Source organism: Shimia aestuarii (assembly GCF_900114635.1).
Classification (GTDB): Bacteria; Pseudomonadota; Alphaproteobacteria; order Rhodobacterales; family Rhodobacteraceae; genus Shimia; species Shimia aestuarii.
In genome coordinates this window covers 122856-139631 of the sequence record NZ_FOTQ01000003.1, presented here as the reverse complement: position 1 = coordinate 139631, position 16776 = coordinate 122856, and the positions used below count along the sequence as shown (strand labels likewise).

Below are 16776 nucleotides of genomic sequence, written 5' to 3'. Positions count from 1 at the left end.
TCGTATACATATAGGAGAGCAGGGAGCCTTGTCATGAGCGAAGAGACCGATCTGGTTGCAGAAATCGAACAGCTTGGCGTGAAACTAGCCGACGCCAAGGACGCGATCACGCGCCGTTTCATCGGACAGGAAAAGGTCGTCGACCTAACGCTTTCGGCCTTGCTTTGCGGGGGTCACGCGCTCCTGATCGGTTTGCCGGGGCTGGGCAAGACCCGGCTCGTGGATACGCTTTCCACCGTCATGGGGCTCAATGGCAACCGGGTTCAGTTCACGCCCGACCTGATGCCCGCCGACATCCTTGGCTCCGAGATTCTCGAAAAGGTCAAGGGTGGCGGGCGCGACTTCCGATTCGTGCCGGGTCCGATCTTCTGCCAGCTGCTCATGGCCGACGAAATCAACCGCGCCAGCCCGCGCACCCAATCCGCCCTTTTGCAGGCGATGCAGGAAAAGCGCGTCACCGTCGCCGGCGAAGACCGCCCGCTTGACGCCCCCTTCCACGTGCTTGCCACCCAGAACCCGATCGAACAGGAAGGCACCTACCCCCTGCCCGAAGCCCAGCTTGACCGCTTCCTCGTGCAGATCGACGTCCCCTACCCGGACCGCGACACCGAACGTGACATCCTTCTGGCCACCACCGGGGTGGAAGAGGACGAGGCCCACCAGGTCTTCACCGCGCAGGAATTGATCGCCGCCCAGACCCTCCTGCGCCGCATGCCCGTCGGGGACAGCGTCATGGAACTGATCCTCGATCTCGTGCGCGCCTGCCGCCCCGAGGACGAAACCGCCACCGATGCGGTGCGCGAACATGTGGCTTGGGGCCCCGGCCCCCGCGCAGCGCAGGCGCTGATGCTGACGGTGCGCGCCCAGGCGCTTTTGCATGGCCGCCTCGCGCCCAGCGCGCAGGACGTGATCGACATGGCCCAACCCGTGCTCAGTCACCGCATGGCGCTCACCTTCGCCGCCCGCGCGCGCGGCGAAAGCCTGCCTGAATTGATCCGCGAGACCGTGCACCGCTTTGATCCGATGGGGGCCGCCGCGTGATCACCTCCGCCCACCTGCGCACGGGGGCCGAAGCCGAAGCCGCCAGCCTGCCGCCCCTCTTGGCGCAGGCCGAGCATCTGGCCGGAACGGTTCTGCTTGGTGACCATGGCCGCCGCCGGGCCGGGCTGGGCGATGACTTCTGGCAATACCGCCCCGTGCAACCGGGCGACAGCCTGCGCATGATCGACTGGCGCCGCTCGGCCAAGACCGGCGCGCAATTCGTGCGCCAGCGCGAATGGCAGGTGGCCCAATCCGTCATGCTCTGGGTCGATCAGGCCGCCTCGATGGTCTTTTCCAGCGACAAGTCCCTGCCGACCAAGGCCGACCGCGCTCGCGTGCTGGCGCTGGCTGTGGCGATCCTTCTGATCCGGGGCGGCGAACGCGTCGGCCTGACCGGCACCCTCCTGCCCCCACGCCGGGGCGAAGGCCAGATTCTGCGCCTGACGGACATGCTCTTGCGTGACGAAGGCGGTGATTACGGCACCCCCGAGGCCCGCGCCATGCTGCCCCATGCCCGCGCGCTCTTCGTGTCCGACTTCATGGGCGATTTCGACAGTTTCGAAGCCGCGCTGACCAAGGCCGCCGATCGCGGCGTGCGCGGTGTCTGCCTGCAGGTGCTGGACCCGGCCGAGGAAAGCTTCCCCTTCAAGGGCCGCGCCATCTTTGAAAGCATGGGGGAAACCCTGCGCCATGAAACCCGCAAGGCCGACGACCTGCGCGACCGCTACATGGACCGCCTTCTTGAACGCAAGGACCGCCTGCGCGCCCTCTGCCGTATGACCGGCTGGCACTACGGCCAGCACCACACCGGCGAATCCGCCCAATCCGCGCTCCTCTGGCTGCACCGCGCGATGGAGAAGCGCTAATGATCCTTGGCCTGCCCATCGGTTTCACGGCCCCCTGGGTGCTCGCGGCGCTGGCGCTTCTGCCGATCCTGTGGCTGATCCTGCGCGCGATCCCGCCCGCCCCGATCCGTCGACGTTTTCCCGGCGTCGTACTCCTTCTGGGGCTCAGCGACGACGACACCGTGACCGACCGCACACCCTGGTGGCTCCTGCTCCTGCGCATGCTGGCGCTGGCGGCGGTGATCATCGGGCTGGCCGGACCGCTCCTCAATCCCGAGAAGTCGCAAGGCGGCAAGGGCCCCTTGCTGATCGCGATGGATGCAAGCTGGGCCTCCGCCGCCGATTGGGAGGCCCGCCGCACCATGGTATCCGCCCTGCTCGAAGAAGCTGCCCGCGACGGGCGCGCCGTGTCCCTGCAACGCCTCAACGACCCGCAGGAACTGCGCTTTCTGCCCGCCGACAGCTGGGCTTCGCGTCTTGCCGGGGTCCTGCCCCAGCCATGGGCCGCCACGCCCGACCAGATGTCCGCCCTTGCCCGGGCCACGGATGGTCAGCGCTTTGACACGATCTGGCTGTCCGACGGGGTGGCGCGCGACGGGCGCGATACCCTGCTCGACGCGCTGCAAGCCGCCGGATCGGTGCGTGTCGTGCAAACGGGACAGGGCGCGCTTGGCCTCAAACCTTCCACCTTCGAAGACGGCAAGGTTCTCCTGACCGCCACCCGCTCGGAATCGGCACTGGCGCGCGACATCACCGTGCAGGCCATCGGACAGGATCCCGGCGGCGCCGAACGGGTGCTGGCCACCCTGCCCATGACCTTCGAAGCCGGCGAAAACGAAGCAACCAACGCCCTTTCCCTGCCCGCCGAACTGCGCGCCCGCATCTCGCGGTTCGAGGTACAGGGCCTGCGCTCCGCCGGGGCCGTGACCCTCTCGGATGACAGCCTGCGCCGCCGCGAGGTGGCGCTCATCGCCGGACGCGAAGACCGCGAAGGACTGCAACTGCTCTCGCCCCTGCATTACCTGCGTCAGGCGCTTGTCGAGAACGCCGACGTGCTCGAAGGCGCCCTCACCGACCTGCTCCCGGCCAACCCGGACGTGATCGTGCTGGCCGATGTTGCCGTGTTGTCCGAGGGCGAAGAGGCCGCCGTGCTCGATTGGCTCGACAAGGGCGGGCTGCTGCTGCGCTTTGCCGGTCCCCGCCTTGCCGCCAGCGAAATCAGCCGCACCGAAGAAGACCCGCTCCTCCCCGTCCGCCTGCGCGCAGGCGGGCGCAGCGTCGGTGGCGCGATGAGCTGGGGCGAACCCAAATCCCTCGCCCCCTTCCCCGAGGACAGCCCGTTCTTCGGCCTTGAGGTTCCGGAAGAAGTCACCGTCACCGCGCAGGTCATGGCCCAGCCCGATCCCACTCTGGCCTCGCGTGTGATCGCCTCGCTCAGCGACGGCACCCCCCTCGTGACCCGCAAGCAGATCGGTCAGGGACAGGTGGTGCTTGTACATGTCACCGCCAACGCCGAATGGTCCGGCCTGCCGCTCTCGGGCCTCTTCGTGCAGATGCTCGAACGGCTCGCCGTCCTGAGCAGCACCGCCGCCGACCTTCAGGACCGCATGGCAGGCACCATCTGGCAGCCACTCAAGGTTCTTGACGGGTTCGGGCGGCTCGAAGACGGGCAATCCCTGCCCGGCGTCCCCGGCGAAAATCTGCTCTCGGGCGCGATCAGCCGCGATCTGCGCCCCGGCCTCTACCGCGACGGCGATCGCCTGCTGGCGCTCAACGTGCTGGACGCGGAGACCACGCTCGCGCCCGCCCGCTGGCCGCTTTCCGTTCCGGTCGAAGGCCTGCGCGGCGCGGTCAGCAAGGACCTCTCGGGCTATCTTCTGGCCGCCGCCCTGATCCTTCTGGCCGCCGACGTGCTGGCTTCTTTGGCCGTGTCGGGGCGCCTCTGGGGCGCACGCGCCGCCGCCGTTCTGGCCTTGGCCGTCCTGATGCCCACGCCACAGGCGCAGGCCCAGTCCAACGATCCCCTGATCCGCGAAATGGTCCTCGCCCATGTGCTGACCGGCAACCGCACCGTGGATGACACCGCCCGCGCCGGGCTGCACGGCCTCACCGAAACGCTCTTTTTCCGCACCTCTGTCGAACCCGGGCCACCCGCCTCGGTCGACCTCGAACGTGACGAGCTGGCCTTTTACCCGATCCTCTACTGGCCGATCACCCCGGATCAGCCCAGCCCCTCGCGCGAAGCCTATGCCAGGCTCAATGACTACCTGCGCTCGGGCGGCATGATCCTGTTTGACACCCGCGACGCCGACGTCGCCCGCTTCGGCGCGGCAAGCCCCAATGGGCGCAAGCTGCAAAGCCTTGCCGCCGGGCTCGATATTCCCCCGCTTGATCCCCTGCCCGCCGACCACGTCCTGACGCGCACCTTCTATCTCCTGCAGGATTTCCCAGGCCGCTATGACAGCCGCGATGTCTGGGTCGAGGCCGCCCCACCCGACGCCGAACTGATCGAAGGCATGCCCTTCCGCAACCTTAATGACGGGGTCACGCCTGTGGTGATCGGCGGCAATGACTGGGCCGCCGCCTGGGCCATGGATGAGCGGGGCAACGCGCTCTTTCCCGTGGGTCGGGGCCGCGCCGGCGAACGCCAGCGCGAACTGGCTTATCGCTTCGGGGTCAACCTCGTGATGCATGTGCTGACCGGAAACTACAAAAGCGATCAGGTCCACGTGCCTGCGTTGCTGGACAGGCTGGGCCAATGACCGGACAAGTGCTTTTTGACCCGCTCGTCCCGCTTTGGGCACTGATCGCACTGGCCCTGCTCTGCGCCGTTGCGATCTCTGTCGCGCTCTGGCGTGGCCTGTCGGGCTGGGCCTATCGCGGCCTTGCCGAGCTGGTGATCCTTGCAGCGCTATCTGGCCCTGTCCTGCAAACCGAGAACCGCGCGCCCCTGACCGACATCGTGCTCATGCTGGTCGACCAAAGCGCGTCCCAGCGCCTTGCCGACCGGACCGGGCGCACAGAGACCGCCGCCGAGGCGCTCGCCACCCGCCTCGCTGCGCGCGACAATACCGAAATCCGCCGCATCAACGTGCCGGACGGCGCGGGTGATGCGGGCACCGAAATGATGGCCGCCCTGACCGAGGCGCTCGCACAAGAACCCGGCGGGCGAATTGCCGGGGTCATCGCGCTCAGCGACGGGCGCGTACATGACATGGACCGCATGCCCGACGTGCCCGCCCCGGTCCACCTTCTGCACACTGGCAAGTCCACCGACTGGGACCGCCGCCTCAGCGTGCGCAACGCCCCCGCCTTTGCCATCCTTGGCGAACCCGTCACCCTCACCTTGCGCATCGAAGACAGCGGCGCCTCCCCCGCTGGCGTCGATCGCGCCCCGCTTGATATCTCGATTGATGGCGGGGAACCCGAGCGCTTCATGGTGCCCACCGGCCGCGACATCGACCTGCCCGTCACACTTCCCCATGGTGGGCGGAACGTGATCCAGTTCTCCGTACCCGCCGAAGAGGGCGAGTTGACCGACCGCAACAATGCAGCCCTCGTGCAGATCAACGGTGTGCGCGACCGATTGCGCGTGCTTCTCGTGTCGGGCGAACCCCATCCGGGCGGGCGCACATGGCGCAACCTGCTGAAATCCGACGCTTCGGTCGATCTCGTGCACTTCACCATCCTGCGCCCCCCCGAGAAACAGGACGGCGTGCCGGTCTCCGAACTCTCGCTGATCGCCTTTCCCACCCGCGAGCTGTTCCTTGAAAAGATCGAAGATTTCGACCTGATCATCTTCGACCGCTACCAACGTCGCGGCATCCTGCCGTCGATCTACCTTGAAAACGTCGCCCGCTACGTGCGCGAAGGCGGCGCTGTGCTGGTCGCCGCCGGCCCGGATTTTGCCACTGCGGACAGCATCTACCGCTCGCCGCTCGCCGACGTCCTGCCCGCCAGCCCCACCGCCCGCGTTCTGGACGAGGCTTTCACGCCCGAGATCTCCGAAATCGGCGCGCGCCACCCTGTCACGGCGGGCCTGCCCGACGCGGGCAGCTGGGGCCGCTGGCTGCGCCAGGTCGATGTGCTGCCCGATGCGGGCACCGTCCTGATGACCGGCCACGAAGAGCGCCCGCTCCTTGTGCTGAACCGGGTCGACGAGGGGCGCGTCGCGCTTCTGGCCTCGGATCACGCCTGGCTCTGGGCGCGCGGCTACGAAGGCGGCGGCCCCCAGCTCGAACTGCTGCGCCGTCTCGCCCATTGGATGATGGGCGAGCCCGAGCTCGAGGAAGAAGCACTCTGGGCCGAGGCCACCGGCCAGTCCATGCGCATCATCCGCCGCAGCATCGAAGACAGCGTCGGCCCCGTCACGGTCACAACCCCATCCGGCGAAACCGTAGATGTCCCGTTGAACGAGGTGTCTCCCGGCCATTTCGAGGCCCAATACAATGGCCCCGAGATCGGCCTTTATCGGCTGAGTAACGGCGACAAGGAGGCGGTGATCGGCCTTGGTCCCGCCGCCCCGCGCGAGTTCGAGGAAACCATTGCCAGCGCCGCGCCCATGACGCCGCTGATTGACGCCCGGCGCGGCGGGGTCTTCTCGCTCGAAGACGGGCTGCCCACCATCCGCAATACCCGCGAAGGGCGCCCGGCGGCAGGGCGTGGCTGGATCGGCCTGACCCCACGCGGTGCCTATGAAACCCACGACATCGCCCGCGCACCGCTCTTGCCCGCGTGGCTTGTTCTGCTGCTGACGGGTTTGCTGATCGTCACCGGCTGGCTGCGCGAAGGGCGGCGCTGATCCGCGCCGCCGCCGCATTTCGGCGCATCCACCCAAAAACCGGTTCCCCCCAAGCGCCCCACGCGCTAGAACGCCCCCGATTTCACACGGGAGTTTTCGATGACCACGCCAAAGCCTGTCGTTCTGTGCATTCTCGATGGCTGGGGCCTCTCCGAGCGCACCAAGGACAACGCCCCGCATCTCGCGAATACCCCCGCCTTTGACGCGATGATGGCCGAGTGCCCGAACAACACGCTGATCACCCACGGCCCGGATGTCGGCCTGCCCAGCGGCCAGATGGGCAACTCCGAAGTCGGTCATACCAATATCGGCGCGGGCCGGGTGGTCGCCATGGATCTGGGCCAGATCGACCTTGCCATCGAAGACGGCTCCTTCTTTGAAAACACAGCCCTGCAGGCCTTCATCGCCAAGCTCAAGGAAACCGGCGGCACCGCGCATCTCATGGGCATGATCTCGGACGGGGGCGTGCATGGCCACATCACCCATATCCTCGCCGCTGCCCGCGCTGTCGCGGATGCGGGCGTCCCGGTGGTGCTGCACGCGATCACCGACGGGCGCGACGTGGCCCCGAAATCCGCCTTCTCCTATCTCGAAACCCTCTCCGAGGGCCTGCCAGAAAACGCCCGTATCGCCACGATCACCGGGCGCTATTTTGCGATGGACCGCGACAATCGCTGGGAACGCGTGGCCGAAGCCTATAACGCGTGGATCAAGGGCGCGGGCCACAAGGCCAGCACCGCCCACGCCGCCGTGTCCAACGCTTATGAACGCTCGGAAACCGACGAGTTCATCTCCGCCACCGTGATCGGTGGCTATAGCGGTGCCAGGGACGGAGACGGTTTCTTCTGTCTCAATTTCCGCGCCGACCGCGCCCGCGAGATCCTCGCCGCCATCGGCCAGCCCGATTTCGATGCCTTTGACACCGGTGCCCGCCCCGATTGGGCGGGCCTCCTTGGCATGGTCGACTATTCCGATGCCCACAACGCCTATATGACAACGGCCTATCCCAAGCAGGAAATCGTCAACACGCTGGGCGAATGGGTCGCCAAGCAGGGCCTGCGCCAGTTCCACCTTGCCGAGACCGAGAAATACCCGCACGTGACCTTCTTCCTCAACGGCGGCAAGGAAGCGCCCGAAGCAGGCGAAGATCGCTACATGGCCGCCTCGCCCAAGGTCGCGACCTATGACCTCCAGCCGGAAATGTCCGCTGCCGAAGTGACCGAGCATTTCGTCGGTGCCATCGAAGAAGGCTATGACCTCATCGTGACCAACTACGCCAACCCCGACATGGTCGGCCATACCGGCAGCCTCAAGGCGGCCATGAAAGCCTGCGAAGCCGTGGACGAAGGGCTGGCCGCCGTGCGCGCCGCACTGGATGCGGCGGGCGGGGCGATGATCGTGACCGCCGATCACGGCAATTGCGAAACCATGTTCGACGATGCCACCGGCGGGCCGCACACCGCCCACACCACCAACCCGGTGCCGGTGATCCTCGTCAATGGCCCCGAGGGCGCGCAACTTCGCTCTGGCGGACGGCTGGCCGATCTGGCACCCTCACTTCTGGACCTGATGGGGATCGAGAAACCCCCAGAAATGACCGGAGAGAGCCTGATCATCCGATGAGATTTGCCGCGCTGCTTTTGCCATGGGGACTTGTCGCGGGACTTGTCGCGGGCCTCGCCCGTGCCGAAACCGATCCGGCAGACGCCGCCCGCGCCGCCGCAGATCAGCTCGAAGCCGCCACCGTCGCCCTTGCCCAGACCGACAGCGCACGGGATCGCGTGAAGGCCCTGACCGAAGTGGTTCATGCCTACGAGGCGGGCTTGACTGCCCTGCGCGCCGGCTTGCGCCGCGCGGCCATCCGCCAGGCCCAGCTTGACCGCCAGCTCAAGGCACAGGAGGGCGAGATCGCCCGCCTGCTCGGCGCGCTGCAATCCATCGGCTCGGGCCCGCCACCCGTCATGCTCCTGCATCCGCACGGCCCCGAAGGCACGGCGCGGGCGGGTATGATCCTGGCTGATGTCACGCCGGGACTGGAAAGCGAAGCCGCCCGCCTGCGCCGCGATCTCGAAGAGGTGGTGATCCTACGCGACCTTCAGGAGGGCGCCGCCGAAACCCTTCAGAACGGGCTGGCCGGGGTACAGGCCGCGCGCACCGAACTCAGCAAGGCGATTGCCGACCGCACCGACCTGCCCAAACGCTATGACGAAGACCCGGTCCAGACCGCTCTCCTGATTGCCTCGACCGAAACGCTCGAAGGCTTTGCCAGCGCGCTGGTCGACCTGCAGGTCGAGGGTATGGACGAGATCGACCTGCCCGACGCCACAGCCTTCAAGGGCGTCCTGCCGCTACCGGTCGATTCCACCGTTCTGCGCCGCGCGGGCGAGGCCGACGCCGCAGGCATCCGCCGCCCCGGCCTTGTTGTCGCCACCCGCCCCAATGCGCTCGTTGTCGCGCCGCTCGCGGCCACGATCCGCTATCGCGGCCCGTTGCTCGATTATGGCAACGTCATGATCCTCGAACCCCAGCCCGGCCTGCTCTTTGTTCTGGCCGGCATGGAAAAGGTCTTTGGCGCCCCCGGACAGGTGCTGCCAGAAGGCTCTCCCGTGGGTCTGATGGGCGGAAATGACCCTGAAATCGGTGCCATTCTCTCACAGTCGAGTGATGGCACTGGTCATGACCGCACAGAAACGCTCTATATAGAAGTCAGAGAAGGCAAATCGCCGGTGGACCCGGAAACGTGGTTCCGCACCAACAAGGATGGATAACCTATGAAGAAATTCGTCGCTGCCGCCGCAGGGGGTGTCATGGCCGGGCTTCTGGTCACGACCCAGGTGGCCGGGCCGCTCCTGGCTCAGGAAAACGCACGCCAGAGCAACGTCTATGAACAGCTCGACCTGTTCGGGGATATTTTCGAACGCATCCGCGCCCAATATGTCGAGGAAGTCGACGAAGCCGACCTGATCGAAGCCGCGATCAACGGCATGCTGACCTCGCTTGACCCGCATTCCAGCTATCTGTCGCCCGACGACGCAGAAGACATGCGCGTTCAGACCCGCGGCGAATTCGGTGGCCTCGGCATCGAGGTCACGCAGGAAGACGGTCTGGTCAAGGTGGTCTCCCCGATCGACGGCACCCCCGCTGACGAAGCCGGGATCGAGGCCGGAGATTACATCACCCATGTCGATGGCGAAGGCGTGCTTGGCCTGACGCTTGATCAGGCGGTCGAAATGATGCGCGGCCCTGTGGGGTCGGAAATCGTGATCACCGTGCTGCGCGAAGGCGAACCGGAGCCCTTCGACGTCTCCATCATCCGCGACACGATCAAGCTCACCGCCGTGCGCTCGCGCACCGTGGGCGACTCGGTGGTGCTGCGTGTGACCACCTTCAACGACCAGACCACCCCCAACCTCGAAGCAGGCCTCAAGAAACAGGTCGAGGAACTCGGAGGTATGGAAAACGTGACCGGCATCGTGCTCGACCTGCGCAACAACCCCGGCGGGCTGCTGACACAGGCGATCAAGGTGTCCGACAGCTTCCTTGAAAAAGGCGAGATCGTCTCGACACGAGGCCGCAACCCGCAGGACGGCGAACGCTACAACGCCACGCCGGGCGATCTGGCGGAAGGCAAGCCCATCGTTGTGCTGATCAACGGCGGCTCGGCCTCCGCGTCCGAAATCGTCGCTGGTGCGCTGCAGGATCACCGCCGCGCCATCGTCGTGGGCACCAAATCCTTCGGCAAAGGCTCGGTCCAGACCGTGATGCCGCTGCGTGGGGACGGGGCCATGCGCCTGACCACGGCGCGCTATTACACGCCATCGGGCCGCTCGATCCAGGCGCTTGGCGTCAGCCCCGACATCGTCGTCGCCCAACCGCGTCGTGCACCCGCCGCGACCGAGGAGGAAGAGACCAACACCAACCGCCGCTTCCGCGGCGAAGCCGACCTGCGCGGCAGCCTCAACAATGACAGCCTCTCCGAGGACGAGGTGCGCCAGATCGAGGAAGACCGCAAAAAGGCCGAAGAAGCCGCCAAGCTGCGCGAAGAGGATTACCAGCTGGCCTATGCCATCGACATCCTCAAGGGCCTCTCGGCGCTGGGTCCGAAAGAGTAAGCTGCCGAAAGGTGCTGAAAACAAAACAGGGGCGTCCATTGTGGCGCCCCTGATCTATTTTAGCTGCCCCGTTTCTGGCTTTAGCGCAATGTGATAGACTGGCGTCGAACGGAGCCTGCCATGACCCCCTTCCAATGCACTACATTTGCCGCAATCCTGATCGCAACGCCCGCACTGGCCCAGAACGATGTTTTCTACGTCTCTGGTGCTGGCGATGATTATACCATCGCGTCCAATGCCAATGGCTATGTGCTCACCAGCCGCTACCCCAAGGCCCGCTTTGTCGAAGCCGGTGCCGACAGCCGCGTTGTTCGGGGCGTCGAAACTTTCTATTTCGGCAAGGATTGCGACGCATTCCACGACCTCTTCGGCAACGGCACATGGGGCTGGGCCAATGGCGGATTCGGGGCCGAGTTCGACGGATTCCGCCTGATGTTCCCACGCCAGGAGCTGCCAGAAGGACCCGGTCTCGACTGCCGCTGGTAAACCTCTATCCAGCCTCACCCCAGCCACCACCGCCGGGCGTGCCCATGCCAAACACCGCCCCAGCGGGCAGGTCGATCTCGTCAAACCCCTTGAGGTCCACGCGGGTGCCATCCGGCATCTCGGCCCAGTTCACCCCCACCGCGCCGGGCGCCCCGCCCGCCACGCCAAAGGGCGCAACCTCGCGGTGCGAACACAGCGTCGTCACCGTCACCGGCTCAAGAAACCGCATCTCGCGCCACGCCCCGTTACCGCCACGCCAGCGTCCTGCACCGCCTGAACCATCGCGCACACCAAACGCCTCAAGCCGCACAGGAAAGCGCTTTTCCAGAATCTCGGGATCGGTCATGCGCGTGTTCGTCATATGCGACTGCACCGCATCACACCCATTGAACCCCGGCCCGGCACCCGTGCCCCCGGCAATCGTTTCATAGTTCTGGAAATCATCATTGCCCCAGATGAAGTTGTTCATCGTGGCTTGCGAACAGGCCATCACCCCCAACGCCCCATAAAGCGCGTTACAGGTCGCCTGACTGACTTCCGTATTCCCCGCAATCACCGCCGCCGGGTATTCGGGGTTCAGCATCGACCCATCCGGCACCACGATCCGAAGCGGCTTCAGACAGCCCTCGTTGAGCGGAATTTCCGCCCCCACCATGGTGCGGAAGACATACAAGACAACCGCCCGGCACACCGCCAGGGGCGCGTTATAGTTCCCTTTGTGCTGCGCACTTGTGCCCGTGAAATCAATCACTGCCTCGCGCGCACCATGATCCACCGACACACTCACCCGGATCTCGGCACCATGGTCCATCGGATAGACAAACTGCCCGTCCTTCAGCAGGTCGATCACCCGACGCACGCTTTCCTCGGCATTGTCCTGCACATGCCCCATATAGGCCAGCACCACGTCGAGCCCGTATTGCGCGACCACCTTGAGCAATTCCCGCCGCCCGGTCTCGTTCGCCGCCACCTGCGCCTTGAGGTCGGCCATGTTCTGATCCGGGTTGCGCGCCGGATACATGCCGCTGGCCAGCACCTGCCGCGCTTCGCTCTCCAGCAAATCCCCGCGCGACACCAGCCGCACATTGTCGATCAGCACCCCCTCGTGGTCGATATGCGTGCTATCGGGCGGTCCGGAACCGGGCGTGCGCCCGCCAATATCAGCGTGATGCCCGCGCGAACCCAGCCAGAACACCACCTCGCCCCCATGGAACACCGGCGTCACCACCGTCACGTCCGGCAAATGCGTCCCGCCGTTATAGGGCGAGTTCAGCATGAAGGCGTCACCCTCGTGAATATCCCCGGCATTCTCGCGCATCACCGTGCGAATGCTCTCGGCCATGCTCCCGAGATGCACCGGCACATGCGGTGCATTCGCCACCAGATCGCCCTCTGCGTCAAAGATCGCACAGGAGAAATCCAGCCGCTCCTTGATGTTCACCGACCAGCTCGTATTCGCCAGCGTCGCCCCCATCTGGTCTGCGACGCTCATGAACAGGTTGTTGAACACTTCCAGAAGCACCGGGTCCACATCCGTCCCGGCCGCCTTTTCCCGCGCCTTCTCGGCCACCCGCTCAAGGATCAGGTTGCCAAGCCCGTCGACCCGCGCGGCCCAGCCCGGCTCCACCACATTGGTGCCGGTCTTTTCCTTGATCACCGCAGGCCCGGCAACCACGGTCCCGGTGTTCAGCAGATCGCGGTCAAACATCGCCACGTCGCGCCACGCGCCGTCCGCATACATCAGGATTTCAGCCACCGCTGCGCCATCGCCCTCCGGCACCACAGGCAGCACCGCACCAGAACTGCCGCCCGTCGCTTCGACGCTCACCATGTCTATGATGATCTCACGGTCGGGCGAGATGAACCCATAGCGCTCCTTGTGGCGCGCCTCGAAATCGGCGCGCGCCTGCGCAACCGTATCAAACGCCACCGGGATCGCCTCATGCGCCCCGTCATAGCGCAGGTGCACCCGATGCGCGGCCTGCACCTCCCCGGCCCCCTGCGCTTCCACCTCGGCAATCGCCGCCTCGGCCAACTCCCGGGCCACGGCGCGTGCGCGCTCTGCCTCGGCAAGCGGCACATCGACCTGCGCTTCCTTCATCGCCGTGATCCGCGCCAGCCCCATGCCAAAGGCCGACAACACACCGGCATAGGGATGGATCAACACCCGCTTCATGCCCAGCGCATCGGCCACCAGACAGGCATGCTGCCCGCCCGCACCGCCAAAGCACTGCAAAGTATAGCCGGTCACATCATGCCCGCGCTGCACGCTGATCTTCTTGATCGCATTGGCCATGTTGTCGACCGCAATCCGCAGAAAGCCTTCGGCCATCTCCTCGGGGCTGCGCGCTGCCTCGCCGGTCTCGGCGGCCACCTTCTCCGCCATCTCTGCGAATTTCGCGCGCACCACCTCCACATCCAGCGGCTGGTCCCCCTCGGGGCCAAACACATGCGGGAAATGATCCGGGTTCAGCTTGCCCAGCATCACGTTGCAATCCGTCACCGCCAGCGGCCCGCCACGCCGATAACAGGCCGGCCCCGGATCGGCCCCGGCGCTTTCCGGCCCGACCTGAAACCGCCCGTCGCGGAACGTACAGATCGACCCGCCCCCGGCGGCCACCGTGTGAATATCCATCATCGGCGCGCGCATCCGCACGCCCGCCACCTCGGTCTCGAACGAGCGCTCATATTCGCCCGCGTAATGGCTCACATCCGTCGAGGTGCCGCCCATGTCGAACCCGATCAGCTTGTTGAATTCCGCCGCCTCCCCAGTCTCGACCATGCCGACGATCCCACCCGCAGGCCCCGACAGGATCGCATCCCGCCCCTGAAACCGATGCGCCTCGGTCAAGCCGCCATTGGACTGCATGAACATCAGCCGCTCGCACGCCGTCCCAAGATCCAGCGCGCCCGCCACCTGATCCACGTAACGGCGCAGGATCGGCGAGAGATAGGCATCCACCACCGTCGTATCCCCGCGCCCCACCAGCTTGGCCAACTGGCTGACCTCGTGGCTGACGCTCACTTGCGTGAACCCGATCTCGCGCGCCATCGCTGCCGCCCGTGCCTCATGCGCCGGGTTCAGATAGGCGTGCAGCCCGGCAATCGCGATTGCCCGGATACCGCCGTCAAAGGCCGCTTGCATTGCCGCGCGCAACGGCGCCTCGTCCAAGGGGCGCACCACGACGCCCTCGGCATCCAGACGCTCGTCCATCTCGATCACGTCTTCATAAAGCAGGTCAGGCCGCTTGATCTCAAGATCGAACAGGCGCGGCCGCGTCTGATACCCGATTTCCAACAGGTCGCGGAACCCCTTGGTGATCACCAACAGCACCCGCTCGCCCTTGCGCTCCAAGAGCGCATTGGTCGCCACGGTCGTGCCCATCTTCACGGCGCTGATCGATCCGGGTTCGAACACCTCCCCGGCCCCGATCAACTCGCGAATTCCCTGCACGGCGGCATCGCGATAACGTTCCGGGTTTTCCGACAAAAGCTTGTGTGTCTCGATCCCGCCATCGGGTCGCCGCGCGACGATATCGGTAAATGTCCCGCCCCGGTCGATCCAGAATTCCCAACGCCCGCTCATGCCTGCCCCCGTTTCCAGCCTCGCACAGGCTTCACCCCGAAGCGCGGCAATGTCAACGCACCCTGCGTCAATTCAAACGTTGACTTATTCATGAAATTGAATACATCCAAGCCAACACGCGACGCTATTCCACATGGGCAAGCCGCGCACCAACGGGATAAAACGACAAATCACCGTTGGACGGCTCGCCCGCAAGTCGACATTCGCCAAGGAGTCCACCCATGGACATCAAGACCATCAACGCGCAAATCTCGGTCTCTCCCCAGATCGCCCCCTCCGACCTCAAGGACATCGCCGCCGCGGGGTTCCGCTCGGTGATCTGCAACCGCCCCGATGGCGAGGCCGCGGACCAGCCCACCTTTGAAGAGATCGAAAGCGCCGCCAAGGACGCCGGTCTTGAAACCCGCTACCTGCCCATCGTCGCAGGCAAGGTACAGGACGAAGACGCCGATGATTTCGGCAATGCGCTTCTCGAACTGCCCGGCCCGGTCTTTGCCTATTGCCGTACCGGCACGCGCTCGGCGACGCTCTGGTCGCTGTCACAGGCCAAGACCATGGCGCCTTCCGACATCCTCGCCGCAACCAAGGCCGCAGGCTACGACATGGCCGGCGTGGTGCGCCGCATCGTGAATGGCGGCAAAACCCCGACCGACACCGCCGACGCGGCTTTTGACGTGGTGATCGTGGGCGGGGGTGCCGCAGGCATCGCCGTGGCATCGTCGCTTCTGTCGCGCAAACCGGGGCTGGACGTGGCCATCATCGACCCCGCCGACATCCACTATTACCAGCCCGGCTGGACCATGGTCGGCGGCGGCATCTTCGACGCTGAAACCACGGCCAAGACTATGGGCTCCCTGATCCCTTCGGGTGTGCACTGGCTCAAATCCGCCGTGGCCGCCTTTGAACCCAAGGACAACGCCGTCATCCTCGATGGCTGCCGCGTGGTGAAATACAACCGGCTTGTCGTCTGTCCGGGCCTCAAGCTCGACTGGAACAAGGTCGAAGGCCTTGTCGAAACGCTGGGCAAGAACGGTGTGACCTCGAACTACCGCTATGACCTCGCGCCCTACACGTGGGAGCTGGTCAAGGGCCTCAAAAAGGGCCGCGCGCTCTTTACCCAGCCCCCTATGCCGATCAAATGCGCCGGGGCACCGCAAAAGGCCATGTACCTTTCGGCCAGCAACTGGGAACGCATGGGCGTGCTCAAGGATATCGACGTCCAGTTCATGAACGCGGGTGGCGTGCTCTTTGGCATCAAGGACTATGTCCCGGCCCTGATGGAGTATGTCGAACGCTACAACGCCGATCTCAATTTCTTCCACAACCTTGTTGCCGTGGATGGTCCGGCCAAGACCGCGACCTTCGCGGTGAACAAACCCGACAGTGATCCGGAAACCGTGACGGTCGAGTTCGACATGATGCATGTCACCCCACCCCAGACCGCGCCAGATTTTATCCGGGTGTCGCCCCTCGCGGACGAAGCGGGCTGGATCGACGTGGACCAGTCGACGCTGCGCCACAAGGAATACGAAAACATCTGGTCGCTCGGGGACGTGATGAACGCCCCCAACGCCAAAACCGCCGCCGCCGCCCGTGTTCAGGCGCCGATCGTGGCCGAGAACCTTGTCGATGACATCGACGGCAAATCGCCCACCGCGATCTACAACGGCTACGGCTCCTGCCCGCTCACCGTGGAACGCGGCAAGATCGTTCTGGCCGAGTTCGGCTATGGCGGCACCCTGCTGCCGTCCTTCCCGAAATGGCTGATTGACGGCACCAAGCCAACCCGCGCGGCCTGGGTGCTCAAGGAACAGATCCTGCCGCCCGTCTACTGGAAGGCGATGCTGCGCGGCAAGGAATGGATGGCCAAGCCCGAGAAGGTCAGCGCGAGCTAAAGCCGTGCAG

At 65.6% G+C, this 16776-nt stretch carries 10 protein-coding genes; 9 read left to right on the top strand and 1 reads right to left on the bottom strand.

Annotated features, from left to right (window positions below):
• The first annotated feature begins 33 nt into the window (after positions 1-33).
• The 8 genes from BMZ35_RS10095 to BMZ35_RS10060 all read left to right on the top strand — a co-directional run bounded on the left by BMZ35_RS10095 (position 34) and on the right by BMZ35_RS10060 (position 11285).
• Positions 34-1041, top strand: a complete 1008-nt coding sequence (locus BMZ35_RS10095; protein ID WP_093093575.1) for an AAA family ATPase — start codon at positions 34-36, stop codon at positions 1039-1041.
• On the top strand, positions 1038-1907 hold the full coding sequence (locus tag BMZ35_RS10090) for a DUF58 domain-containing protein (RefSeq protein ID WP_093093573.1): 870 nt from the start codon (positions 1038-1040) through the stop codon (positions 1905-1907). The genes BMZ35_RS10095 and BMZ35_RS10090 overlap by 4 nt, the downstream gene beginning before the upstream one ends.
• Positions 1907-4648 (top strand): DUF4159 domain-containing protein, encoded by a 2742-nt coding sequence (locus BMZ35_RS10085; protein ID WP_207502949.1) that lies wholly within the window; start codon positions 1907-1909, stop codon positions 4646-4648. The genes BMZ35_RS10090 and BMZ35_RS10085 overlap by 1 nt, the downstream gene beginning before the upstream one ends.
• Positions 4645-6687 (top strand): hypothetical protein, encoded by a 2043-nt coding sequence (locus tag BMZ35_RS10080; protein WP_093093569.1) that lies wholly within the window; start codon positions 4645-4647, stop codon positions 6685-6687. Before BMZ35_RS10085 ends, BMZ35_RS10080 begins: the two co-directional genes overlap by 4 nt.
• Positions 6688-6786: 99 nt before the next feature.
• Positions 6787-8310: a 2,3-bisphosphoglycerate-independent phosphoglycerate mutase gene (gene gpmI / locus BMZ35_RS10075; protein WP_093093567.1), complete on the top strand. Its 1524-nt coding sequence runs from the start codon at positions 6787-6789 to the stop codon at positions 8308-8310.
• Positions 8307-9455: a murein hydrolase activator EnvC family protein gene (locus tag BMZ35_RS10070; protein ID WP_093093565.1), complete on the top strand. Its 1149-nt coding sequence runs from the start codon at positions 8307-8309 to the stop codon at positions 9453-9455. Before gpmI ends, BMZ35_RS10070 begins: the two co-directional genes overlap by 4 nt.
• 3 nt (positions 9456-9458) lie before the next feature.
• Entirely contained in the window at positions 9459-10799 is a 1341-nt protein-coding gene (locus BMZ35_RS10065) for a S41 family peptidase (protein WP_093093563.1), read from the top strand.
• Positions 10800-10919: 120 nt separating this feature from the next.
• On the top strand, positions 10920-11285 hold the full coding sequence (locus BMZ35_RS10060; RefSeq protein WP_093093561.1) for a hypothetical protein: 366 nt from the start codon (positions 10920-10922) through the stop codon (positions 11283-11285).
• 4 nt (positions 11286-11289) lie between these two features.
• Here the strand turns inward: BMZ35_RS10060 and BMZ35_RS10055 are convergent, their stop codons facing one another.
• Positions 11290-14871: a hydantoinase B/oxoprolinase family protein gene (locus BMZ35_RS10055; protein WP_093093559.1), complete on the bottom strand. Its 3582-nt coding sequence runs from the start codon at positions 14869-14871 to the stop codon at positions 11290-11292.
• Positions 14872-15092: 221 nt separating this feature from the next.
• Here BMZ35_RS10055 and BMZ35_RS10050 point away from each other — a divergent pair, with 221 nt between their 5' ends.
• Positions 15093-16766 (top strand): bifunctional protein tyrosine phosphatase family protein/NAD(P)/FAD-dependent oxidoreductase, encoded by a 1674-nt coding sequence (locus BMZ35_RS10050; RefSeq protein ID WP_093093557.1) that lies wholly within the window; start codon positions 15093-15095, stop codon positions 16764-16766.
• Positions 16767-16776 lie beyond the last annotated feature (10 nt).